The following is a 15,920-nucleotide window of genomic DNA, read 5'->3' as shown; positions in this document are numbered from 1 at the left end:
TCAAGCAACTACCACGCAATGCTTGACACATCAAGCTAAGCGCCAGTATTCTTCTATTGGATCAGATAGATGCGAGATTTGCCATGCCAGAAGAAAATGAGCCCGCCGTCAAACTAACTTTCGGCAAACACCTAGCAAGGCTGAGGAACGCTGCCGGGATGACCTTGCGTCAGGTCGAAGAAGCCTCGGGCAAAGAAGTTTCGAACGCCTATCTGAGTCAACTTGAGAATGATAAGATTACCAAGCCCTCGCCCAACGTGCTTCATGTCTTGGCTGGAATTTATAGTACGTCCTACGAAGATCTGATGGAGCGCGCCGGCTACTTTCCCGCATCAACACAAGAAGCACGGCAGGCTCGCGTCGCAACATTTGCCGTCGAAAATTTGACGCCGGATGAAGAGAAGGCGCTCATCGAATACCTTGCATTCATACGGAAGCAACAGCGCACGTGACACGGCCCGATGATTCCTTCTTAACCGCAGATCAACTCGCAAATGTCCAACGGCACGCCGATCGATTATTGCGCGATGCGGCAGCCTACGGCGTCTTTCCAACGCCGATCAAAACGATCATGGAGGCTGCAAAGCTCACGGTCGTTGACGATGAAGTGCTCAATGACGGCTTTCTTCAGCGCTTCGTCAAATCCGCAAAAGCAAGCGTTGCCACGATTAAGTCCGCTCTTAGCAAAGTCTTAGGGTTATTCGAGGCGAACGACCGTCTCGTCATAATCGACAAGGACACGCCAGGCCCACGCATCCCATTCGTCAAGCTACACGAAGCGGGGCATGGAACGATGCCACACCAAAGCAAAGTGTATTCGCTGATCCACGATTGCGAAAAAACGCTCGATCCAGAAATCACCGATTTGTTTGAGCGGGAAGCCAATGTCTTTGCATCGGAAGCACTATTCCAAGGAGAACTCTTTGCGCAGCACGCGCACGAACTTCAGTTCGGCATCAAATCTGGCATCGCATTGGCAAAGCAGTTTGGTGGCTCGAACTATGCAACCTTCCGCCGATATGTGATCAGCAACCCGGCTGCCTGCTGCCTCGTCGTTCTTGAACCGGATCTCGCTTTCAATGTTGCCGGCTTTCAGGCCGCCATCCGGCGCATCATCGTGTCAAAGACGTTCCACCGAATGTACGATGCCACAATGTTCGGCAACATCATCTCTTCGGGTCATCCGCTCGCCCTTCTCGTGCCGCGCGGCGCCAAGCAGCGAATGGTCGCCCCTCGCGAGATCGTTCTTGCTGATCGCAATGGTGACGTACGCGAGTGTATTGGCGAAGCATTTAAGACTCCTCATCAGACTTTCCTCCTCGTTCGTGATGAACGTCCCAAAATCAAGTTGGTAGCCCTTCCTGGAGAACGCTGAAAATGGGTCCCTGGACGTCCTCGGCAACTGAGCGCGGCATCTAATCTCATATCCAAAGCGCGCCCCCCAAGTTAGTGTATCCCCGGTCCACCCTGCCCGGTTTGGATTCGTCGCCTTCGCTCAATTGAACCTTGCCTGCCTTTCGCGTAGCCGCTTCTCGCGCAGCGCGGTGACCGCCTGCTGATACCAATCCCTAGCCGCTCGATACGCTGCCGTTCGCTCCCTTCGCCTCAACCGCTGCATACCCGCAAGACGCCGCCGAAACTCATACTCGATTTCAGCGATAGCGCCATCGTCGGGCTCGGCACCTTCAGGCTCATTCGAGGCCGCTTGCTGATTTGTTTAGTGCCAAAGAAGCTGGGGCCGTGGCGTGGCTGGCCAGGTCCCTTGATCATTCTCCGTAAGATGCCTTGGACGGTTGCCGCCACTCCTCGTCGTACCGCTGTTGCTGCTCATGCTGGACTTGCTTGGTTGCTTCCTCCGCCGCTACTTCAAAGCGGTCGCGATCGCCTGGCAAGGATTCATTTGTTTTCGGGGCCGAACCGAGGTTGGTGAGGCCCGTAAAGAGGGCATCAAGGAGCCCAACGCCGGCTGAAAATGCGCGTCGCCCAGCACCTTCAGCCAAGACATTTGGACCTTTGTCGCGTGAATGCGCCGTGCGGTCGCTATCATGCTCAACAGTCGCGCGTAGCGAAGCCCGCGGCTCCTCGCCCCGCGGATGAGCCGTAACTTGCTGTGCCGCATCAAAGAACGCGGAGCGCAGCTCTTTTCGCGGCGTTTTCTTTTCACTAAATGCGATTCAGAATTATGTGGACATCCCAGGACGATTTGTACTGGATATGGACGCGATTGCTTGATCTCGTTCGTCCTGAGTCATGCACTCCAACGCATATCATCGGGAGGAGAGTCCTGCGATGGAGACCTTACGGATATCAGGTCCAGCTCGTTAGTATAAGCAGGCGTTCCGCACCAGTTTCGCACCAGTAACGACGTGATCGAAGCGTAACGAACGAGAGCGAAATCAGACAAAACTGCAGAAAGATCAACGAAGGTGATCGATAGTCTGCCGATCATAACGGTCTGGTTGCAAGTCGTGCGCCTTTCATCGCCCAGTTAAATCAATCGTGTTTCGATCGGAATATTTGCCGCAGAGATGCGACCTCCAGCCCAAGTCAAGCTCTGGGGCAAAGAATGGCGTCCTTTTTGTCCGCCACAGCTATCCGGCAGCCATACCTGTGCGCTTGACTCCTTTCTTGCTGGAGCAGCCCACGGTCTTATCGCTGCAGACGGAATGGTTCGGGGGAGGAGGCATGCCAGAGAAGGAGGAAGAGACACGGACCGAGTTATTTGGGCCGGCAGATTCCAGCGAGACGCCGCGTGCCGCGAAGAGCCCTCGCAAGAACCGTGGCATGCCGCCGCCCGCGACCTTCGATTTCGATGCATTGCCGAACAGCTCTAATTTGACGGCACTAGAGGCGGCCGCGGTTATCCGGCGCACGCCAGGCGCACTGGAGCAGTGGCGGCGCGATCCGAACCACCCCCTGAAATGGCGCTACGTCGATGGCCGGCCCCTCTATCGTGTCGATGCGGTGCGGGACTATCTGGCCAGGTGCGATAAGACGACTAGGACGCCGCGGCCGCATAATGCTCACGGAGACGGCCGAGCAGCTCGGCCTTGATCGGGTCAAGCGGATTCGTCCGCTGCAGGCGCACGATCTTCCCGATGCGTTTCGCGCCAACCAGCTCTGCAATGTAGTCGTGAGCCGCCTCGAACGCCATCTTGCGGATGATCCACTGTTCGTCGTGATTATAGACTTGATCGATTCCGCTTGGCTTCTGCCCAACGCACAACCGCTGGATTTCGTTGTCGTAGCCACAGCGCGACATGATGGTGCGCAAACTGCGCCTTAGGTCATGCATGGTGAACTTGGCAACGTCCGCTTCCTTGACCAGGCGGTTGACCATCTTGGTGAAGCCGGACATCTGCCCACCGGTCTTCGGTGACGGGAAGACATAGTCGGACGTCGCGCGCTGGAAATGTTTCGCGGCCGTGAGCACCTCGTCAACCAGGTGAGTGCGCGGCACATCGTGGTGCAGCCCCATCTTGGTCCACGCCGCATCGAAGGTGATCCGGTCGTCCATGATGTGCTTTCGCCACTCGATCATGGTAGGCTCGCTGCGGCGCGGGCCGCCGAGCAGGCACATGCGTGCCAGGAAACCGAAAGCCCCAAGCTTGCCGGATGCATCCCAGACCTTGATGATTTCCTCATCGGTCAGCGCGCGGCCCTTTGTTCGGCGCCCGACTCTCTGCGCGCGAGTTTCCTTGGGCGCGCGATAGCCGGCGAGCACGTTGTGCTCGACGTAACCTTCGCCGACACACCATTCGAGGAAGGTATGCACGTGCTTGCGCAAGTCCTTGGCGGCACCGCGCTTGCCGGTCTTGGCAATCTTGTCGACCGCAGCCATGATTTGCCGTCGCGTCAAGTCCCCCACGCCGCTCTCGGCGTGATCCTTGAGCCCGCGCCGCAACGCCGACATTGCTGGCTTCCAGTTGACGACTTGACGTTCGGTCAAGGACGTCTGGTAGGGACCATCTTCAGCAATGAGGGCCGCGAGCGTGGTGCGCTGCTTATCGGCGGCCTGTTGCCGCCTCGCCTCGCGCTTCGCATCGTTTGGGTCCAAGCCCTTGACGACCTCGCCTGCGGCGATGGTGGCGGCCTTGCGCGCGGCCTTCTCATTATACTTGGGCCACGCGCCGAGGGTCTTGCGCTGGGTCCCCCTCACCCCCGGCTTGGTGAAGAGGTAGACCCAGGTTCGGCCGCCGGTGGCGCGCATGCGCAAGGCAAGGCCGGGCAGCTTGTCGTCGTGGAGATAATGCTGCGCCTTACCCGGCGGCAGCGTTGCGTTGCGGATCACCGCATCGGTGAGTGTCAGCTGGTTGGCCGGCTGCGTCATGATCCATTTCCTCTCTCTGTGCCCCTGATGTGCCCCGCAACAAGGGCGGCCAACCTCGAACAGAACCGGGTCTCAGACCTCCCCCGTTTTTGTGCCCCGAGGGAAAATCCACGGCGGGCACAACGGGGGCATACAAAATGTAGCAAGGTCGCCTATGGGCTCTTATGGCTGCACAAGGCCATAACCACCATCAATTAAAGGGGTTTTTACATTTCAACTATGGCCGGATTTGGTTAGCTCGGGTCTATTGATTGTGGTTCACACGGGAGAGGTCCAAGGTTCGATCCCTTGTGCGCCCACCATCCACCTTCCTGAACCCTGCTGATCGCGGACTCATCGTCGACGCACGGTCGCGTGTGGGGACCGTCTCGATCAAAAATGTCGAAAACAACCCCATGCACAGTAGCCGACGCGTGCGAAATCAAGGGGTTACGCTTTCCCGAATGTTTTGATTCTTTGGGTGCGGCCCACATGACGTGATCAACCGCAGCGATTTAAGGCTGACCGCCCTTGCCTGAAGGGCGGCCGACTTGTCTAACTTTTGTCGTACCAAGGAGACCGCATGGCTTTGGACAAGCTGACGACGACCGTCACGACCAAGGGTCAGGTCGTCCTGCCGAAGGCGATCCGTGATGAGCGCTGCTGGCGGGCGGGTACGCAGCTCACGATCGAGAACACGCCGGAGGGAGTGCTTCTCAAACCGGCCTCGCTTTTCGCGCCGGCCAAGACCACGGATGTCTTCGCGTCGCTGCCCTATCGGGGCAAGCCAAAAAGCGTGGAAGAGATGGAGGCGGGTATCGCTGCAGAGGCGCGAAGACGTCATGCTCGCGATTGATATCAATCTTGCATGGATTTTGCCGATTTGCTCCACCTTGGGCGGGCTGCTTCCTGCGATGCCTTACTGACCTTCAATCAGCGATTCGTCAGATCGGCGAAGGCGATGGGCGAAAGTCCGTTTGCCGTAGCCGCGCTCGCGCTGCGCGAACGCCTCACCGCGCGATGCGCCCCCTGCGAGTAACTACTCTTTTTCCGAATTCACTTGCGCCGTCGGGCAAAACACTGGCATGATGGCATCGTCGCGGGGGCTGAAGTCTGATGGCGGATCAAGCCGCCCGCGCCGGCCGCCAGGCCGCGTAGAGACCCACCAGCGTCCCGATGGCGAGCAGCGCTGCGGCCAGGAGCAGCTGCAATTCGCCATCGTCTGTCGTGCCTACGGACGACACGAGTCTGCTCACGACGACGAACAGCACGCCCACGGAGGCTGCTGCACCCACGGCGAGATAGGCGAGTTCGCGCGTCAGGTTGCGGCCGAGAAGTCCGAGTGCCGTGAAATACATCGCGCAGGCGTTGGGATGAATGAACAGGGCAATGCGCGCGTAAGGACCGTAGGCGTCGAGGAGGGACTCACAGCGGTTCAGGGCCGCCTTTGAGGCAACCCGCTGCAACAGCGGTCTGAAAAAACGAGCCTGTCCGTAGCTCAGAACGGCGCCCAGGATGATGGCCAGCCACGCCACGATGAAAACGGAGACGTCCGCAGGCTTCGGATTGAGCGCCACGGACATCAGGATGAGGGCGGTTCCGGGAAAATAGCCAAAATACGGGAAGACCGACTCCAGCAGCACGCAGACGAAGATGAAGACCAAAAACCACGACGAACCGGTCGCATCCTGGACGATGGCGTTCAAGTCGAAGAGGTTTGTCCTGTACAGGACGAGGTACATGCACATGGCCAATCCGGCCAGCGCGTAGAACGGCAATGCTCCCGACAGAAATCGTCTCATCCAGCTATCGCGCCTTGTTGCGCGGACACAGCGGAAACCATCGATAAACGTCCCCTACCCGATCGACAAAATCTCGATCTCCTGCGCACCCGACCCCACGACATCCCCGACCGCCTTCCCCATCAACGACTTCGCCACCGGAGCCACGAACGAGATCGAGCCGGCCTTGGGATCGGCTTCGTCCTCGCCGACGATGCGATAGGTTTGCACGCGGCCATCGGCGCGGCTGAACGTCACCGTGCTTCCGAAGGCGACGATATCGGTCGAGGCCGGGGCGGCAATGACCTGCGCCGTGCGCAGCCGTTCGGTGAGATAGCGGGTGTCGCGCAAGGGCACCGCCGATTGCCGGCGCTTTTCGTTGACGTCCTCAATGGCCTGCGCGGCTTCATAGGCCTCGCGTGCGTCCTGAAGCTGCTTTTGCAACGCCTGCAAACCCGCTTCCGTCACGAGGTTTGGATGCGGCGAGATCGGCCGATCCGGCAACAGCGTCTCGGCGGCGGCTTCCGCGCTCTCTTCTTTGGTAAAGGCAACGCTCAAGTCGAAAATCCTGTCGAACTGTTCGGGCTCACGGCCCGCGCCTTCGCGCCGCGAGGAAACGCGGCGGGCCGAAGCTGGCGATCATCCCGGATCATATCTCAAGTTCGACGAAACGGCGCAGCTTGAAGACGATGTCCGGCATGGCCTGGCGGAACCGCGTAGCATCCCGGAACGTGGTCGAGAACGGCGCGAAGGTGATCATCGCGTTCCAGTGCCTGTAACCATAGACCGTCACGGAGGCGCCGGCCGCCGGAAAATTCTCGAGCTTGCGCAGCTCACCCAAGACGAGATCGGCGATCGCCTCGGCGGGCAGCAACTGCTTGCCATCAGGTGTGGTGGCGATCTTCGCCGGCGGCTCGGCCGGCTTCGCGGCAGCCGGCGTCGCATCGGGCGCGTTCTCGGAATTATTTTCGGGCTTGTTCTCTGGATTGGCGGGCGATGTATCGGGGGCGGGCTCGACCAGCTCAAATCCGTTCGTCGGCGCGGTCGGCGGCGGAACCTCGATGAGCGGCGGCGGCGCAACACTTTCTGAATTGCGCTTGTTGCCTCCCAGGATGCTGCTGATCATGGCCACAAGGCCAGCATCCCTCACGTCGTCACTCATTACTTCCCCCAGGCTTCGGCCTACTCTAGCACCGCTCGCGCGGACCGCCAGCCGTTACGTCTTCAGATGCCGCTTGGCCACGGCCGTCCCCGTGGGCACCCAAGGTATCGCATATGGCTCATTGGCGGGCCTGAGCGCGCGCCTCCTCCTTCGAGACGACCGCTCCGCGGTCTCCTCAGGATGAGGCTAGGCAGCACCGGTTCTGTCGAAATTGCCGCCGCGAACTTTGCCCTCATCCTGAGGAGCCCGCCAAAGCGCGCGTCTCGAAGGATGGGCTACAGGGAAGCTGCCTCTTACATGCGATAGGCTTGCCATGCAGCGGCGGCGCGACGCCCGATCACGCCGCGCCGCCGTGCGATCCGTCACTGCTTATCGAACGGAATGTATTGCTGGTACTGCTTCGGCACCGAGCTGCGGTAGCGCGCGGGCACCGTGCCGCTGTCGACCGAGTGATCGATCTCCTGCTGCCGCGTCATCTTCTTCTTCGCCGGCTTCTTCGACGCACTCTTTTTGGAGTCGGTCGGCTGGCTGGAAGCGTCATTCGTGGCGGCAGGCGCTGTGGTCGTCGCTGCCGGCGCGGCGGTTGTCGCCGCAGGCGCCGCGGTTCCGGCGGCGGCTGGTGCGCCCTGCGCCAGCGCGAGCGGTGTCTGCATGAGAAGCGCCAGCGCTGCTGTCGCAGCCAGCAAGTATGATTTCTGCATTAGAACCTCCAAAATACCTGATCCGAACAAGGCAAGCGTAGTTCTCCGGGATCGACGCGTGCAAGTCCGTTCACGATAGGCTCGAACCCCATCGTGAACTGTGGCCGAGATCACATTGCCGGCGGCAGGCTGCGACACGATGTGCCTTGTCGCGAACGCAAGGCATATTGCCAGTTCGCCAGCTACCAGCAGTGCCTTGCCACCGCGTCCGGCACGTCGTCCCATTGTGGCATCAGCCCGCGCTACGCGTTCTCGCAGCAGCGCGACTACTGACGATTCGCGGCGTGCGCGCATGCCGCGCACGCCGTCACAATTTTTTACGTGAAGACGATCCGCTTCGCCGACGCTCCGGCGAATTGATACTGCCCGAAGCCGCCTGCGTCCGTCGATGACGAGAATGTTATCCGTCATCGTCACGGAGAAATTCACGATGCGCCGCCGTGGCTTGCGGGCCAAGCACACCTTCCGAAAATTTCGATGACGGGCAATTGTGATCCATCTCGCTCGTGGCAGGCGTGATCGCGCCTAGGCTGCAAATCCCAGCGCGAGAAACTTGAGCCCGAACTGTTTCATCCGACTTTTCAGGAAGGTGTTTCAATGAGCAGCCGCCACGCAATTGTTCCGCGCGGTCTGAACGCAACGCGTTCGCCGCTTTCGCAAGGCCGCTTCGGCCGCATGTTCCGCAAGCTCGCACCGGCCAAATTCGGCCCGAACGATTCCAACACGATCGCAAACCTGTCGGCGCTCGCCGACAAGATGATCGCCGGCTTCGACGGGCCGAAGGACGGGCCGGACGCGGAAGAGAGCGGCATTCCTTCGCTCTACACTTATTTCGGCCAGTTCGTCGACCACGACATCACCTTCGATCCGGTCAGTTCGCTGACCAAGCAGCAGGATCCCGACGGCCTCGTCGATTTCCGCACGCCTTCGCTCGACATGGACAATGTCTACGGCCGCGGCCCGAACGACCAGCCCTACATGTATGACGGCAATAAGTTCCGGCTCGGCGAGAAGGTCACCGGCGCGGGCGTGCCCGATGCGGTCGACCTGCCGCGCTTCAAGGGCCGCGCGCTGATCGGCGATCCCCGCAACGACGAGAACAGCATCGTCTCGCAGTTTCAGGCCCTGATGCTGCGCTTTCACAACCGCATGGTCGACGACAATGACAGCCTGTCGTTCGAAGACGTGCAGCAGCGCGTTCGATTCCACTATCAGTACGTCGTGCTGAACGACTTCCTGCCGCGCATCGTCCACGCCAGCGTGCTGGACGAGCTGAAGACCGCAGGTCAATATGACCGCAGCAAGCTCGCTTACTACCATTGGAAGACCTATCCGTTCATGCCGGTCGAATTCTCGGTCGCGGCTTACCGGCTCGGGCACTCCATGATCCGCCCCGGCTACCGGCTGAACGATGCGGCCAACATGCTGCTGCAGATCTTCCCCGACCCCAACAATCCCGATCACAACGCACTGACCGGCTTCCGTGCGATGGGACCCGGACGCGCCATGGACTGGGGCCGCTTCATCGATCTCGACACGCGCCCCTACGGCGTCGAGGACGACGACGCCAATCCCGACAACAAGAGGCGGCTGCAGTTCGCCTATCGCATCGATGCCTCGCTGGTGGACCCGCTGCGCAAGCTGCCGCCGGAAGTCGCCTCCAATCCGGCGTCGCTGGCGCTACGCAATCTCGAGCGCAGCTGGCGGCTCGGACTGCCGTCGGGCCAGGCCGTCGCCCGGGCGATGAACCTGACGCCGCTGACCGACGACGAGATCATCATCGGCAAGGCCGTCGACGAGCCGGGACCGGGCGATCCGCAAGTCAAGATCGCGAGCATCGCGAATGGCGTGTTCGCCGACAACTGCCCGCTGTGGGCCTATATCCTGGCCGAGGCGCGGCAAAACGCGACGGACATGCCAATCCCGGCTACCGGTGGGCCCGCCACGGTCAAGACACCGCAACTCGGACCGGTCGGCGGCCGCATCGTCGCCGAGGTCTTCCTCGGCATGATGTTCGGAGATAATTCCTCCGTGCTGTCGCTCGACCCGCAATGGACGCCGGTGACCGGCTCCGGCTTCGCGCTGAAGGACCTCGTCGCCTACGCGCTCGGCCAGGGCGACCCGCTGCATTGAGCGGGTGACGGACGATGATGCAAGGCCGCTCGTCGTGCGAGCGGCCTTGTGGCCCCATCGCCTCGACGGGCGGGCGGACGGGTCCTGGCAGGCGTGCTTCCCTAACGCGAATCCGTCCGCTTCCTGTTGACTCGCATCGCGAATGGAGAAATCCTTCAAGAAGACAATTGCCATTGCCAATCTCAGCAGTACGAATTTCGGCGCCCTCGGTTTTATCGGCGCCATCCGACCAAATTTATTCTGAACAGAAAATGGAGGGGCTGATGCGCGCGCTCGCCTTGAGAACCGTCTCTCTTCTCGCCCTCGCTGCCCTGGGTTCGATTTCCGGCACGCCTGCCGCACGCGCGGAGGACGGGACCGACGAGCAATTTGGCAAGGTGCACTTCCAGACCACCTGCAATGAGGTGGCGCAGCGCCGCTTTGATCGCGGCATGCGCTATCAGCATTCATTCTGGTACCGGCCCGCAAAAGAAATTTTCGAGGAGACGCTGCAGGCCGATCCGGATTGCGCGATCGCCTATTGGGGCATTGCGCTGAGCCTGCTGTACAATCCGCATTTTCCCGCGCCGAAGGAAAACCTCGCCGGAGGCCTCGCCGCGCTGCAGAAGGCCAAGGCACTCGGCGCCAAGAGCGAACGCGAACGCGACTATATCGACGCGCTGCTGGCCTTCTATTCGGGCGACGAGAAGACGACGTTTGGCCAGCGGGCGCAGGCCTATCTGAAGGCAACCGAAGCCGTCGCCGCGCGCTATCCCGATGATGACGAGGCGCAGATCGCCTACGCCATCACGCTGAATGTCACGGCGTCACCAAACGACAAGACCTATGCCAACCAGCTCAAGGGCGCTGCTATCCTGGAGCCGATCTTCAAGCGCCAGCCGCGGCATCCCGGCGTCGCGCATTACCTGATCCACCTCTATGACTATCCGGCGATCGCAGAGCAGGGACTCGACGCTGCCAAGCGCTACTCCGAGATCGCGCCGGCGGCACCGCACGCCTTGCATATGCCGTCGCACATCTTCACGCGCGTCGGCTACTGGAACGAATCCATCGACGCCAATAGCCGTTCCGCCAAGGCTGCCAAGGAGGGCAAGGACCCCAGCGAGCAGCTGCATGCCGACGACTATATGGTCTACGCCTTGCTCCAGCTTGCGCAGGACAGCCGCGCCAGCGACGTCATCGCGGATATGGTTGCGACCACGGGCTATGCGCCGGCTGTCCGCGCCGGTCCCTACGCGATAGCGGCCAGCCAGGCGCGCTATATGGTCGAGCGCGGTGATTGGCAGGGCGCTGCCGCGCTGAAGGTCGAGCCGAGCCGGTTTGCCTATGTCGATGCGATCACCTATTTCGCCCGCGCCCTCGGCGCCGCGCGCTCCGGCAATGCAGACGCAGCAACTCCGGACATCGCCAAGCTGGCGGAGTTGCGGGACAAGCTGCAGCAGGACAAGGACGCCTATTGGACCGAAATCGTGGACATCCAGCGGCAGGTCGCTACAGCCTGGCAGCTCAACGCCCGGGGGAAACAGGCGGAGGCGCTGGAAGCGATGCGCCTTGCCGCCGATGCCGAAGACAAGACCGAAAAATCCATCGTGACGCCGGGTCCGCTTGCCCCCGCACGCGAGCTTTACGGGACCATGCTGCTCGAACGCGGCATGGCGACCGAGGCATTGACCGCGTTTGAAAGCACCATGCGCAAGGAGCCGAACCGCTTTGGCGCGACCATCGGCGCCGCTCACGCGGCCGAGAAAGCGGGGGATGCTGTGAAGGCCCGCCAGTACTACGCAAAAATCGTCGAAACGGCGAGAAATGGCGACTCGTCGCGGGAGGACCTCGCAGCCGCACGAAAGTTGATGGCTCAGAATTAGCAAAAGTGCCGCGGCAGCATCCATGCGCCTGATAAGCAAAGTCGTTGCAACCAGCGCAGCCACCGCGCTGCTCTGCGCAGCCGCAGCGCTCTGGATATCGCGATCCGGCGAAACGGCACCCGCAACAGCGACCTCCGGCGAGGTCCGCCCGGTGTGGACGGAAATCGACTGGCCTTTCGGCGCGGATCCCTGGGGGAAAGGCAAGGCGTTCCGCTGCAAGGCCGAAGATTGCGGCGGCGAAGTCCAGCTCTACGTTCGCGCCAAGCTCGGCTTTTGCAATTGTGCCACCGGGGTTGCCGACGACGGCGACCTCGAGCAGATGGGCGACCTGGCGCTGATCGGGAAGGCAACGCCGACGGCTGCCGGCCGAGAGATCGTCGTCGGTCCGATGCGCGGCCGCAGCCGGGCATATCGCGTTGAGGGAAACCCCAAGGCCGCGCTCTCACTCGCCTTCAATCAACGCTGCGACATGGTGGCCGCGACGGCTTTGCTCGCACCGGGCGCGACCGCGTCACTGGAGCCGGCGGTGCTGTCATTCCTCAATAGCGACCGCATGTTGAAATGGGCCGAGATCGCGCTTGGGCTATGACTCAAAGCAATAGCTGAATTGAAGGCGACAATCTCGGCACATGCCTTACCGCGCCGTCCCCAGGCCGATCTCCGCGAGCCGCGTGGCGAACCAGCGCGACAGCGGTTGATCGAGGACGCCGCTGACATAGACCTCCGAGATCGTCACATGGTCCTTGTCCACCACCAGCAGCACGCCGATCCAAAAGGCGAACCAGACATGCGCATCGGTCAGCGCCATCAGCTTGTGCTGGTCGTGGTCGAGCGCGGTGTGATTGCTCGCCTTGCGGATCTCCACGGTGAGCAAATTGTTCGGGATCTCGCGCTGATGCACGACGACGTCGGGATAGATCGACTTGCCCAGATGATCGTCGGTCGAGATGATGGTGCCGTGCGGCAGATGCAGCGTACGCTCGCCGAGCCGGTCGTAGTTGCAGTCGACCGACCAGCCGGAGAACTGCTTCTCCAGATGCACGGCGAAGCGGTGCGTGATGGTCCGCTCGCCGATGTCCTTCTCGAACAGGAATGCTTCGTGCGCGTAGAAGTCCCGGAGCGCCGCGATCACCTTGTTCAGCTCGGTCTGCATCTTGCCTCCGGGCCCAATCGTAGCCCGGATGGAGCGCAGCGCAATCCGGGTTCTCGCAAAACGCACGGCGTCCCGGATTACGCTGCGCTCCATCCGGGCTACATGAGGCCGGAATTCGCGGCGCAATCGACCAGAGTTACATCTGGACTTCGATCAGCCGCGGCCCGGGCTCGGCGACGGCTTCGGCCAGCGCCTTGTTGAACTCGTCCGCGTTGGTGACGGCGCGGCCGGGCACGCCCATGCCCTTGGCCAGCGCCACGAAATCCAGCGTCGGCCGGTCGAGGCGAAGCATGTCGTTGGCGCGCTGGCCGGGTTCGCCGGCGCCGACATTGTCGAACTCGCCGCGCAGGATCTGGTAGATGCGATTGGCGAACACGATGGTGACGATGTTGAGATTTTCTCTCGCCTGCGTCCACAGCGACTGGATCGTGTACATCGCGCTGCCGTCGCCGACCATGCAGATCACCTTGCGGTCCGGGCAGGCGATCGCGGCACCGATCGAGAGCGGCGTCGAGAAGCCGATCGAGCCGCCCATGTTCTGGAGCCAGTCGTGCGGAGCAGCCGCCGCCGTCGGCGGGAAGAAGGCGCGGCCGGTGGTGAGGGATTCGTCGACCAGGATCGCATTCTCGGGAATCGCATAGGCGATCGACTGCGCGATCGAGGCGTGGGTCAGTGCGCCGGTCGGCTTGAGCAGCTCGGCCGAGACCTGCGGCTTGACGTCCTTCGCGCTGGCCTTCACCGCGCCGGCGAGCGCTTCCAGCGCCGCGACCGAATTCTCACCCCAAGAGGTCATGCGATGCACGTCGCAGCCCTCGGGCTTGAGGATGCTCGGCTTGTTCGGATAGGCGAAGAAGGCCACCGGATCGTCGGACTCGACCAGCACGATATGGCGGAACCTCGCCAGCATCTGCAGCGCGTTGTCGATCACGTAGTGGATGCGATCGATCGAGAAGCGGCCGCGGCCGCGCGCCATCCTGGGACGGAAGGTCGGGCCCATCACGGTGCAGCCGGTCTTGGCGGCGATGCGCTCGGCCAGCGCCAGGCCCTGCTCGCTCAGCGCACTGCCGGTCATCAGCAGCAGCGTGCCCTCGCCGTCGCCGTGCAGGATCTTTGCGGCCTGCTCGACGGCCTGCGGCGAATAGCTCGCGCGCTGCTGCTCGGCCGGAACCTCGGCGATGCCGTCCGCTTCGTTCCAGGCGGTGTCGGCGGGAAGGATCAGGGTCGCGATCTGCGGCGGCGCGCTCTTGGCGGCCGCGATCGCCGCGGCACCGTCGGCGGCGACCGATTTGGAGTCCGGCGAGGTCCGGACCCAGGAGGACATCGGCCGGGCCAGGCCCTCGATGTCGGAGGTCAGCGGCGCGTTGTAGCCGATGTGGTAGACGGCGTGCTGGCCGACGATGTTGACGATGCCGGAATTCGCCTTCTTGGCGTTGTGCAGATTGGCAAGGCCGTTGGCGAGGCCGGGACCGAGATGCAGCAGCGTCGAGGCCGGCGTGCCCTTCATGCGGAAATAGCCGTCGGCGGCGCCGGTCACCACGCCTTCGAACAGGCCGAGCACGCAACGCATGCCGGGCACGCGGTCGAGCGCTGCGACAAAATGCATCTCGGAGGTGCCGGGGTTGGAGAAGCAGACGTCGACCCCGCCCTTGACCATCGTCCGCACCAGACTTTCCGCACCGTTCATCCGTCAGCTCCCGCAACCATGATCGTAGATCCACGGCCGATCAAACATTGTTCGCCGTCTTCGTCAAAGCATTCGGCGGCATTGCTGCCCTGCCCGGCCCCGCGGCTGCGGACCTCGCCGTTCAATTTGACGGTCACGGTTTACGGATTCGCTAACGGCGACGCCATCGGGTTGCGCACGTTCACGGCGCCGGGGCTTGCGAAATCCCGGCAAATATGGCCTCTGATGGGTGTGTTGAATCGATTTTCCCCGGGGGTAGAGCATGTTCCGGTTTTTTGCCGCGTCGGTCGCCGCAATGGCGCTTTTGGTCACCGGCGCGAGCGGCGTGTCCGCGGCAGGGATGGTAGACTTCACGGGTACCAGTTCCGGCGGATTTCTCGGCGGTGGCGCGAGCCCGATCCCGCGCTCGACCGTGATGTATCCGACCAATTACGCGCCGGGCACGGTCGTGGTGAACACCACCGAGCGCCGGCTCTATCTGGTGCTGGGAGGCGGCCAGGCCCTGCGCTACGGCATCGGCGTCGGCCGTGACGGCTTCCGCTGGGGCGGCGTGCACAGGATCACCGCGAAGAAGGAGTGGCCGGACTGGACGCCGCCGTCGCAGATGATCGCGCGCCGGCCGGACCTGCCGCGCCACATGAAGGGCGGCATCGAGAATCCGCTCGGTGCGCGCGCGATGTATCTGGGCTCGACGCTCTACCGCATCCACGGCTCCAACGAGCCGGAGACGATCGGCCAGGCAGTATCCTCGGGCTGCTTCCGCATGACCAACGACGACGTCACCGACCTCTACGGCCGCGTCGGGGTCGGCACCACCGTGGTCGTGCTGAACAATTAGCAGGAACCGCCGGGCGCGTGGATATGCGGTCTTGTGTGCGCGAGGCGAATACGGCAGCGTCGCCCGGCAATGAGCGCAATGGCCCCGCCTTCGTCCGGCTTTCGCATCGCCCTGCTGGCGCTCGCCACCGTCGCGTTTGCCCCTGACACCGCTACCATCGCCGTGGGGGGGGGGGGGGGGGGGGGGGGCCCGCCCCCCCCCGCCCCGCGGGCCGGGGGGTGGGGGGGGGGGGGGGGGGGGGGGGGGGTGGTGGGGGGGGGGGGGGGCGCCGGAGCACAGTGCCGCCCGGGGGGG

At 62.4% G+C, this 15,920-nt stretch carries 14 protein-coding genes and 1 pseudogene; 8 read left to right on the top strand and 7 right to left on the bottom strand.

The window, feature by feature from the left end; genetic code table 11:
* The first annotated feature begins 83 nt into the window (after positions 1 to 83).
* Both AC0L2J_RS23960 and AC0L2J_RS23955 read left to right on the top strand, forming a co-directional pair.
* Positions 84 to 452, top strand: coding sequence for a helix-turn-helix domain-containing protein (locus AC0L2J_RS23960; protein ID WP_473394732.1), 369 nt, complete (start codon positions 84 to 86; stop codon positions 450 to 452).
* Positions 449 to 1,375: an ImmA/IrrE family metallo-endopeptidase gene (locus tag AC0L2J_RS23955; RefSeq protein WP_473394731.1), complete on the top strand. Its 927-nt coding sequence runs from the start codon at positions 449 to 451 to the stop codon at positions 1,373 to 1,375. Before AC0L2J_RS23960 ends, AC0L2J_RS23955 begins: the two co-directional genes overlap by 4 nt.
* A gap of 1,623 nt (positions 1,376 to 2,998) precedes the next feature.
* Here the strand turns inward: AC0L2J_RS23955 and AC0L2J_RS23950 are convergent.
* Positions 2,999 to 4,330 carry a tyrosine-type recombinase/integrase gene (locus tag AC0L2J_RS23950; protein WP_473394730.1) on the bottom strand — a complete coding sequence of 444 codons (1,332 nt, stop codon included), beginning with the start codon at positions 4,328 to 4,330 and terminating at the stop codon, positions 2,999 to 3,001.
* A gap of 562 nt (positions 4,331 to 4,892) precedes the next feature.
* Here AC0L2J_RS23950 and AC0L2J_RS23945 point away from each other — a divergent pair.
* A complete protein-coding gene (locus AC0L2J_RS23945) occupies positions 4,893 to 5,165 on the top strand; it encodes an AbrB/MazE/SpoVT family DNA-binding domain-containing protein (RefSeq protein WP_473251235.1) in 273 nt (90 codons plus the stop codon).
* A gap of 268 nt (positions 5,166 to 5,433) precedes the next feature.
* Here AC0L2J_RS23945 and AC0L2J_RS23940 read toward each other — a convergent pair whose 3' ends face one another.
* From AC0L2J_RS23940 to AC0L2J_RS23925, 4 genes are all read right to left on the bottom strand, one after another.
* Entirely contained in the window at positions 5,434 to 6,111 is a 678-nt protein-coding gene (locus AC0L2J_RS23940; protein ID WP_473251236.1) for a hypothetical protein, read from the bottom strand.
* Positions 6,112 to 6,165: 54 nt separating this feature from the next.
* Complete coding sequence (greA, locus tag AC0L2J_RS23935) at positions 6,166 to 6,648, bottom strand: transcription elongation factor GreA (RefSeq protein ID WP_473394729.1); 483 nt, start codon at positions 6,646 to 6,648, stop codon at positions 6,166 to 6,168.
* 91 nt (positions 6,649 to 6,739) lie between these two features.
* Entirely contained in the window at positions 6,740 to 7,252 is a 513-nt protein-coding gene (locus tag AC0L2J_RS23930) for a hypothetical protein (protein ID WP_007614466.1), read from the bottom strand.
* 362 nt (positions 7,253 to 7,614) lie between these two features.
* Entirely contained in the window at positions 7,615 to 7,953 is a 339-nt protein-coding gene (locus tag AC0L2J_RS23925; RefSeq protein WP_063993803.1) for a hypothetical protein, read from the bottom strand.
* Positions 7,954 to 8,121: 168 nt separating this feature from the next.
* Between AC0L2J_RS23925 and AC0L2J_RS23920 the strand changes: the two are divergent.
* The 4 genes and pseudogenes from AC0L2J_RS23920 to AC0L2J_RS23905 form a co-directional block, all read left to right on the top strand.
* Positions 8,122 to 8,226 (top strand): annotated as a pseudogene (locus AC0L2J_RS23920) (DUF3551 domain-containing protein); the annotation flags it as partial.
* A 324-nt stretch (positions 8,227 to 8,550) separates the two neighbouring features.
* Positions 8,551 to 10,086 (top strand): peroxidase family protein, encoded by a 1,536-nt coding sequence (locus tag AC0L2J_RS23915; protein ID WP_007614469.1) that lies wholly within the window; start codon positions 8,551 to 8,553, stop codon positions 10,084 to 10,086.
* Positions 10,087 to 10,349: 263 nt separating this feature from the next.
* Positions 10,350 to 11,951, top strand: coding sequence for a tetratricopeptide repeat protein (locus tag AC0L2J_RS23910; protein WP_473394728.1), 1,602 nt, complete (start codon positions 10,350 to 10,352; stop codon positions 11,949 to 11,951).
* A gap of 22 nt (positions 11,952 to 11,973) precedes the next feature.
* Positions 11,974 to 12,540 carry a hypothetical protein gene (locus tag AC0L2J_RS23905; protein ID WP_063993804.1) on the top strand — a complete coding sequence of 189 codons (567 nt, stop codon included), beginning with the start codon at positions 11,974 to 11,976 and terminating at the stop codon, positions 12,538 to 12,540.
* A gap of 45 nt (positions 12,541 to 12,585) precedes the next feature.
* Here AC0L2J_RS23905 and AC0L2J_RS23900 read toward each other — a convergent pair whose 3' ends face one another.
* Positions 12,586 to 13,104, bottom strand: a complete 519-nt coding sequence (locus AC0L2J_RS23900; protein WP_473394727.1) for a hypothetical protein — start codon at positions 13,102 to 13,104, stop codon at positions 12,586 to 12,588.
* A gap of 136 nt (positions 13,105 to 13,240) precedes the next feature.
* Positions 13,241 to 14,788, bottom strand: coding sequence for an acetolactate synthase large subunit (locus tag AC0L2J_RS23895; RefSeq protein WP_473394726.1), 1,548 nt, complete (start codon positions 14,786 to 14,788; stop codon positions 13,241 to 13,243).
* A 262-nt stretch (positions 14,789 to 15,050) separates the two neighbouring features.
* Here AC0L2J_RS23895 and AC0L2J_RS23890 point away from each other — a divergent pair, with 262 nt between their 5' ends.
* Positions 15,051 to 15,626 (top strand): L,D-transpeptidase, encoded by a 576-nt coding sequence (locus tag AC0L2J_RS23890; RefSeq protein WP_007614485.1) that lies wholly within the window; start codon positions 15,051 to 15,053, stop codon positions 15,624 to 15,626.
* Positions 15,627 to 15,920: the final 294 nt, after the last annotated feature.

The organism is Bradyrhizobium sp. MV1.5 (assembly GCF_055807615.1).
The sequence above is the reverse complement of the archived record's forward strand: the minus strand, read 5'-3'. Positions and strand labels throughout refer to the sequence as shown.

What these genes read in the sequence shown, in the direction of transcription:
- AC0L2J_RS23960 (WP_473394732.1), top strand. Translation starts at nt 84, where the DNA reads ATGCCAGAAGAAAATGAGCCCGCCGTCAAACTAACTTTCGGCAAACAC.
- AC0L2J_RS23895 (WP_473394726.1), bottom strand. Translation starts at nt 14,788, where the DNA reads ATGAACGGTGCGGAAAGTCTGGTGCGGACGATGGTCAAGGGCGGGGTC.
- AC0L2J_RS23930 (WP_007614466.1), bottom strand. Translation starts at nt 7,252, where the DNA reads ATGAGTGACGACGTGAGGGATGCTGGCCTTGTGGCCATGATCAGCAGC.
- AC0L2J_RS23890 (WP_007614485.1), top strand. Translation starts at nt 15,051, where the DNA reads ATGTTCCGGTTTTTTGCCGCGTCGGTCGCCGCAATGGCGCTTTTGGTC.
- AC0L2J_RS23950 (WP_473394730.1), bottom strand. Translation starts at nt 4,330, where the DNA reads ATGACGCAGCCGGCCAACCAGCTGACACTCACCGATGCGGTGATCCGC.
- AC0L2J_RS23900 (WP_473394727.1), bottom strand. Translation starts at nt 13,104, where the DNA reads ATGCAGACCGAGCTGAACAAGGTGATCGCGGCGCTCCGGGACTTCTAC.
- AC0L2J_RS23940 (WP_473251236.1), bottom strand. Translation starts at nt 6,111, where the DNA reads ATGAGACGATTTCTGTCGGGAGCATTGCCGTTCTACGCGCTGGCCGGA.
- AC0L2J_RS23915 (WP_007614469.1), top strand. Translation starts at nt 8,551, where the DNA reads ATGAGCAGCCGCCACGCAATTGTTCCGCGCGGTCTGAACGCAACGCGT.
- AC0L2J_RS23945 (WP_473251235.1), top strand. Translation starts at nt 4,893, where the DNA reads ATGGCTTTGGACAAGCTGACGACGACCGTCACGACCAAGGGTCAGGTC.
- AC0L2J_RS23910 (WP_473394728.1), top strand. Translation starts at nt 10,350, where the DNA reads ATGCGCGCGCTCGCCTTGAGAACCGTCTCTCTTCTCGCCCTCGCTGCC.
- AC0L2J_RS23925 (WP_063993803.1), bottom strand. Translation starts at nt 7,953, where the DNA reads ATGCAGAAATCATACTTGCTGGCTGCGACAGCAGCGCTGGCGCTTCTC.
- AC0L2J_RS23905 (WP_063993804.1), top strand. Translation starts at nt 11,974, where the DNA reads ATGCGCCTGATAAGCAAAGTCGTTGCAACCAGCGCAGCCACCGCGCTG.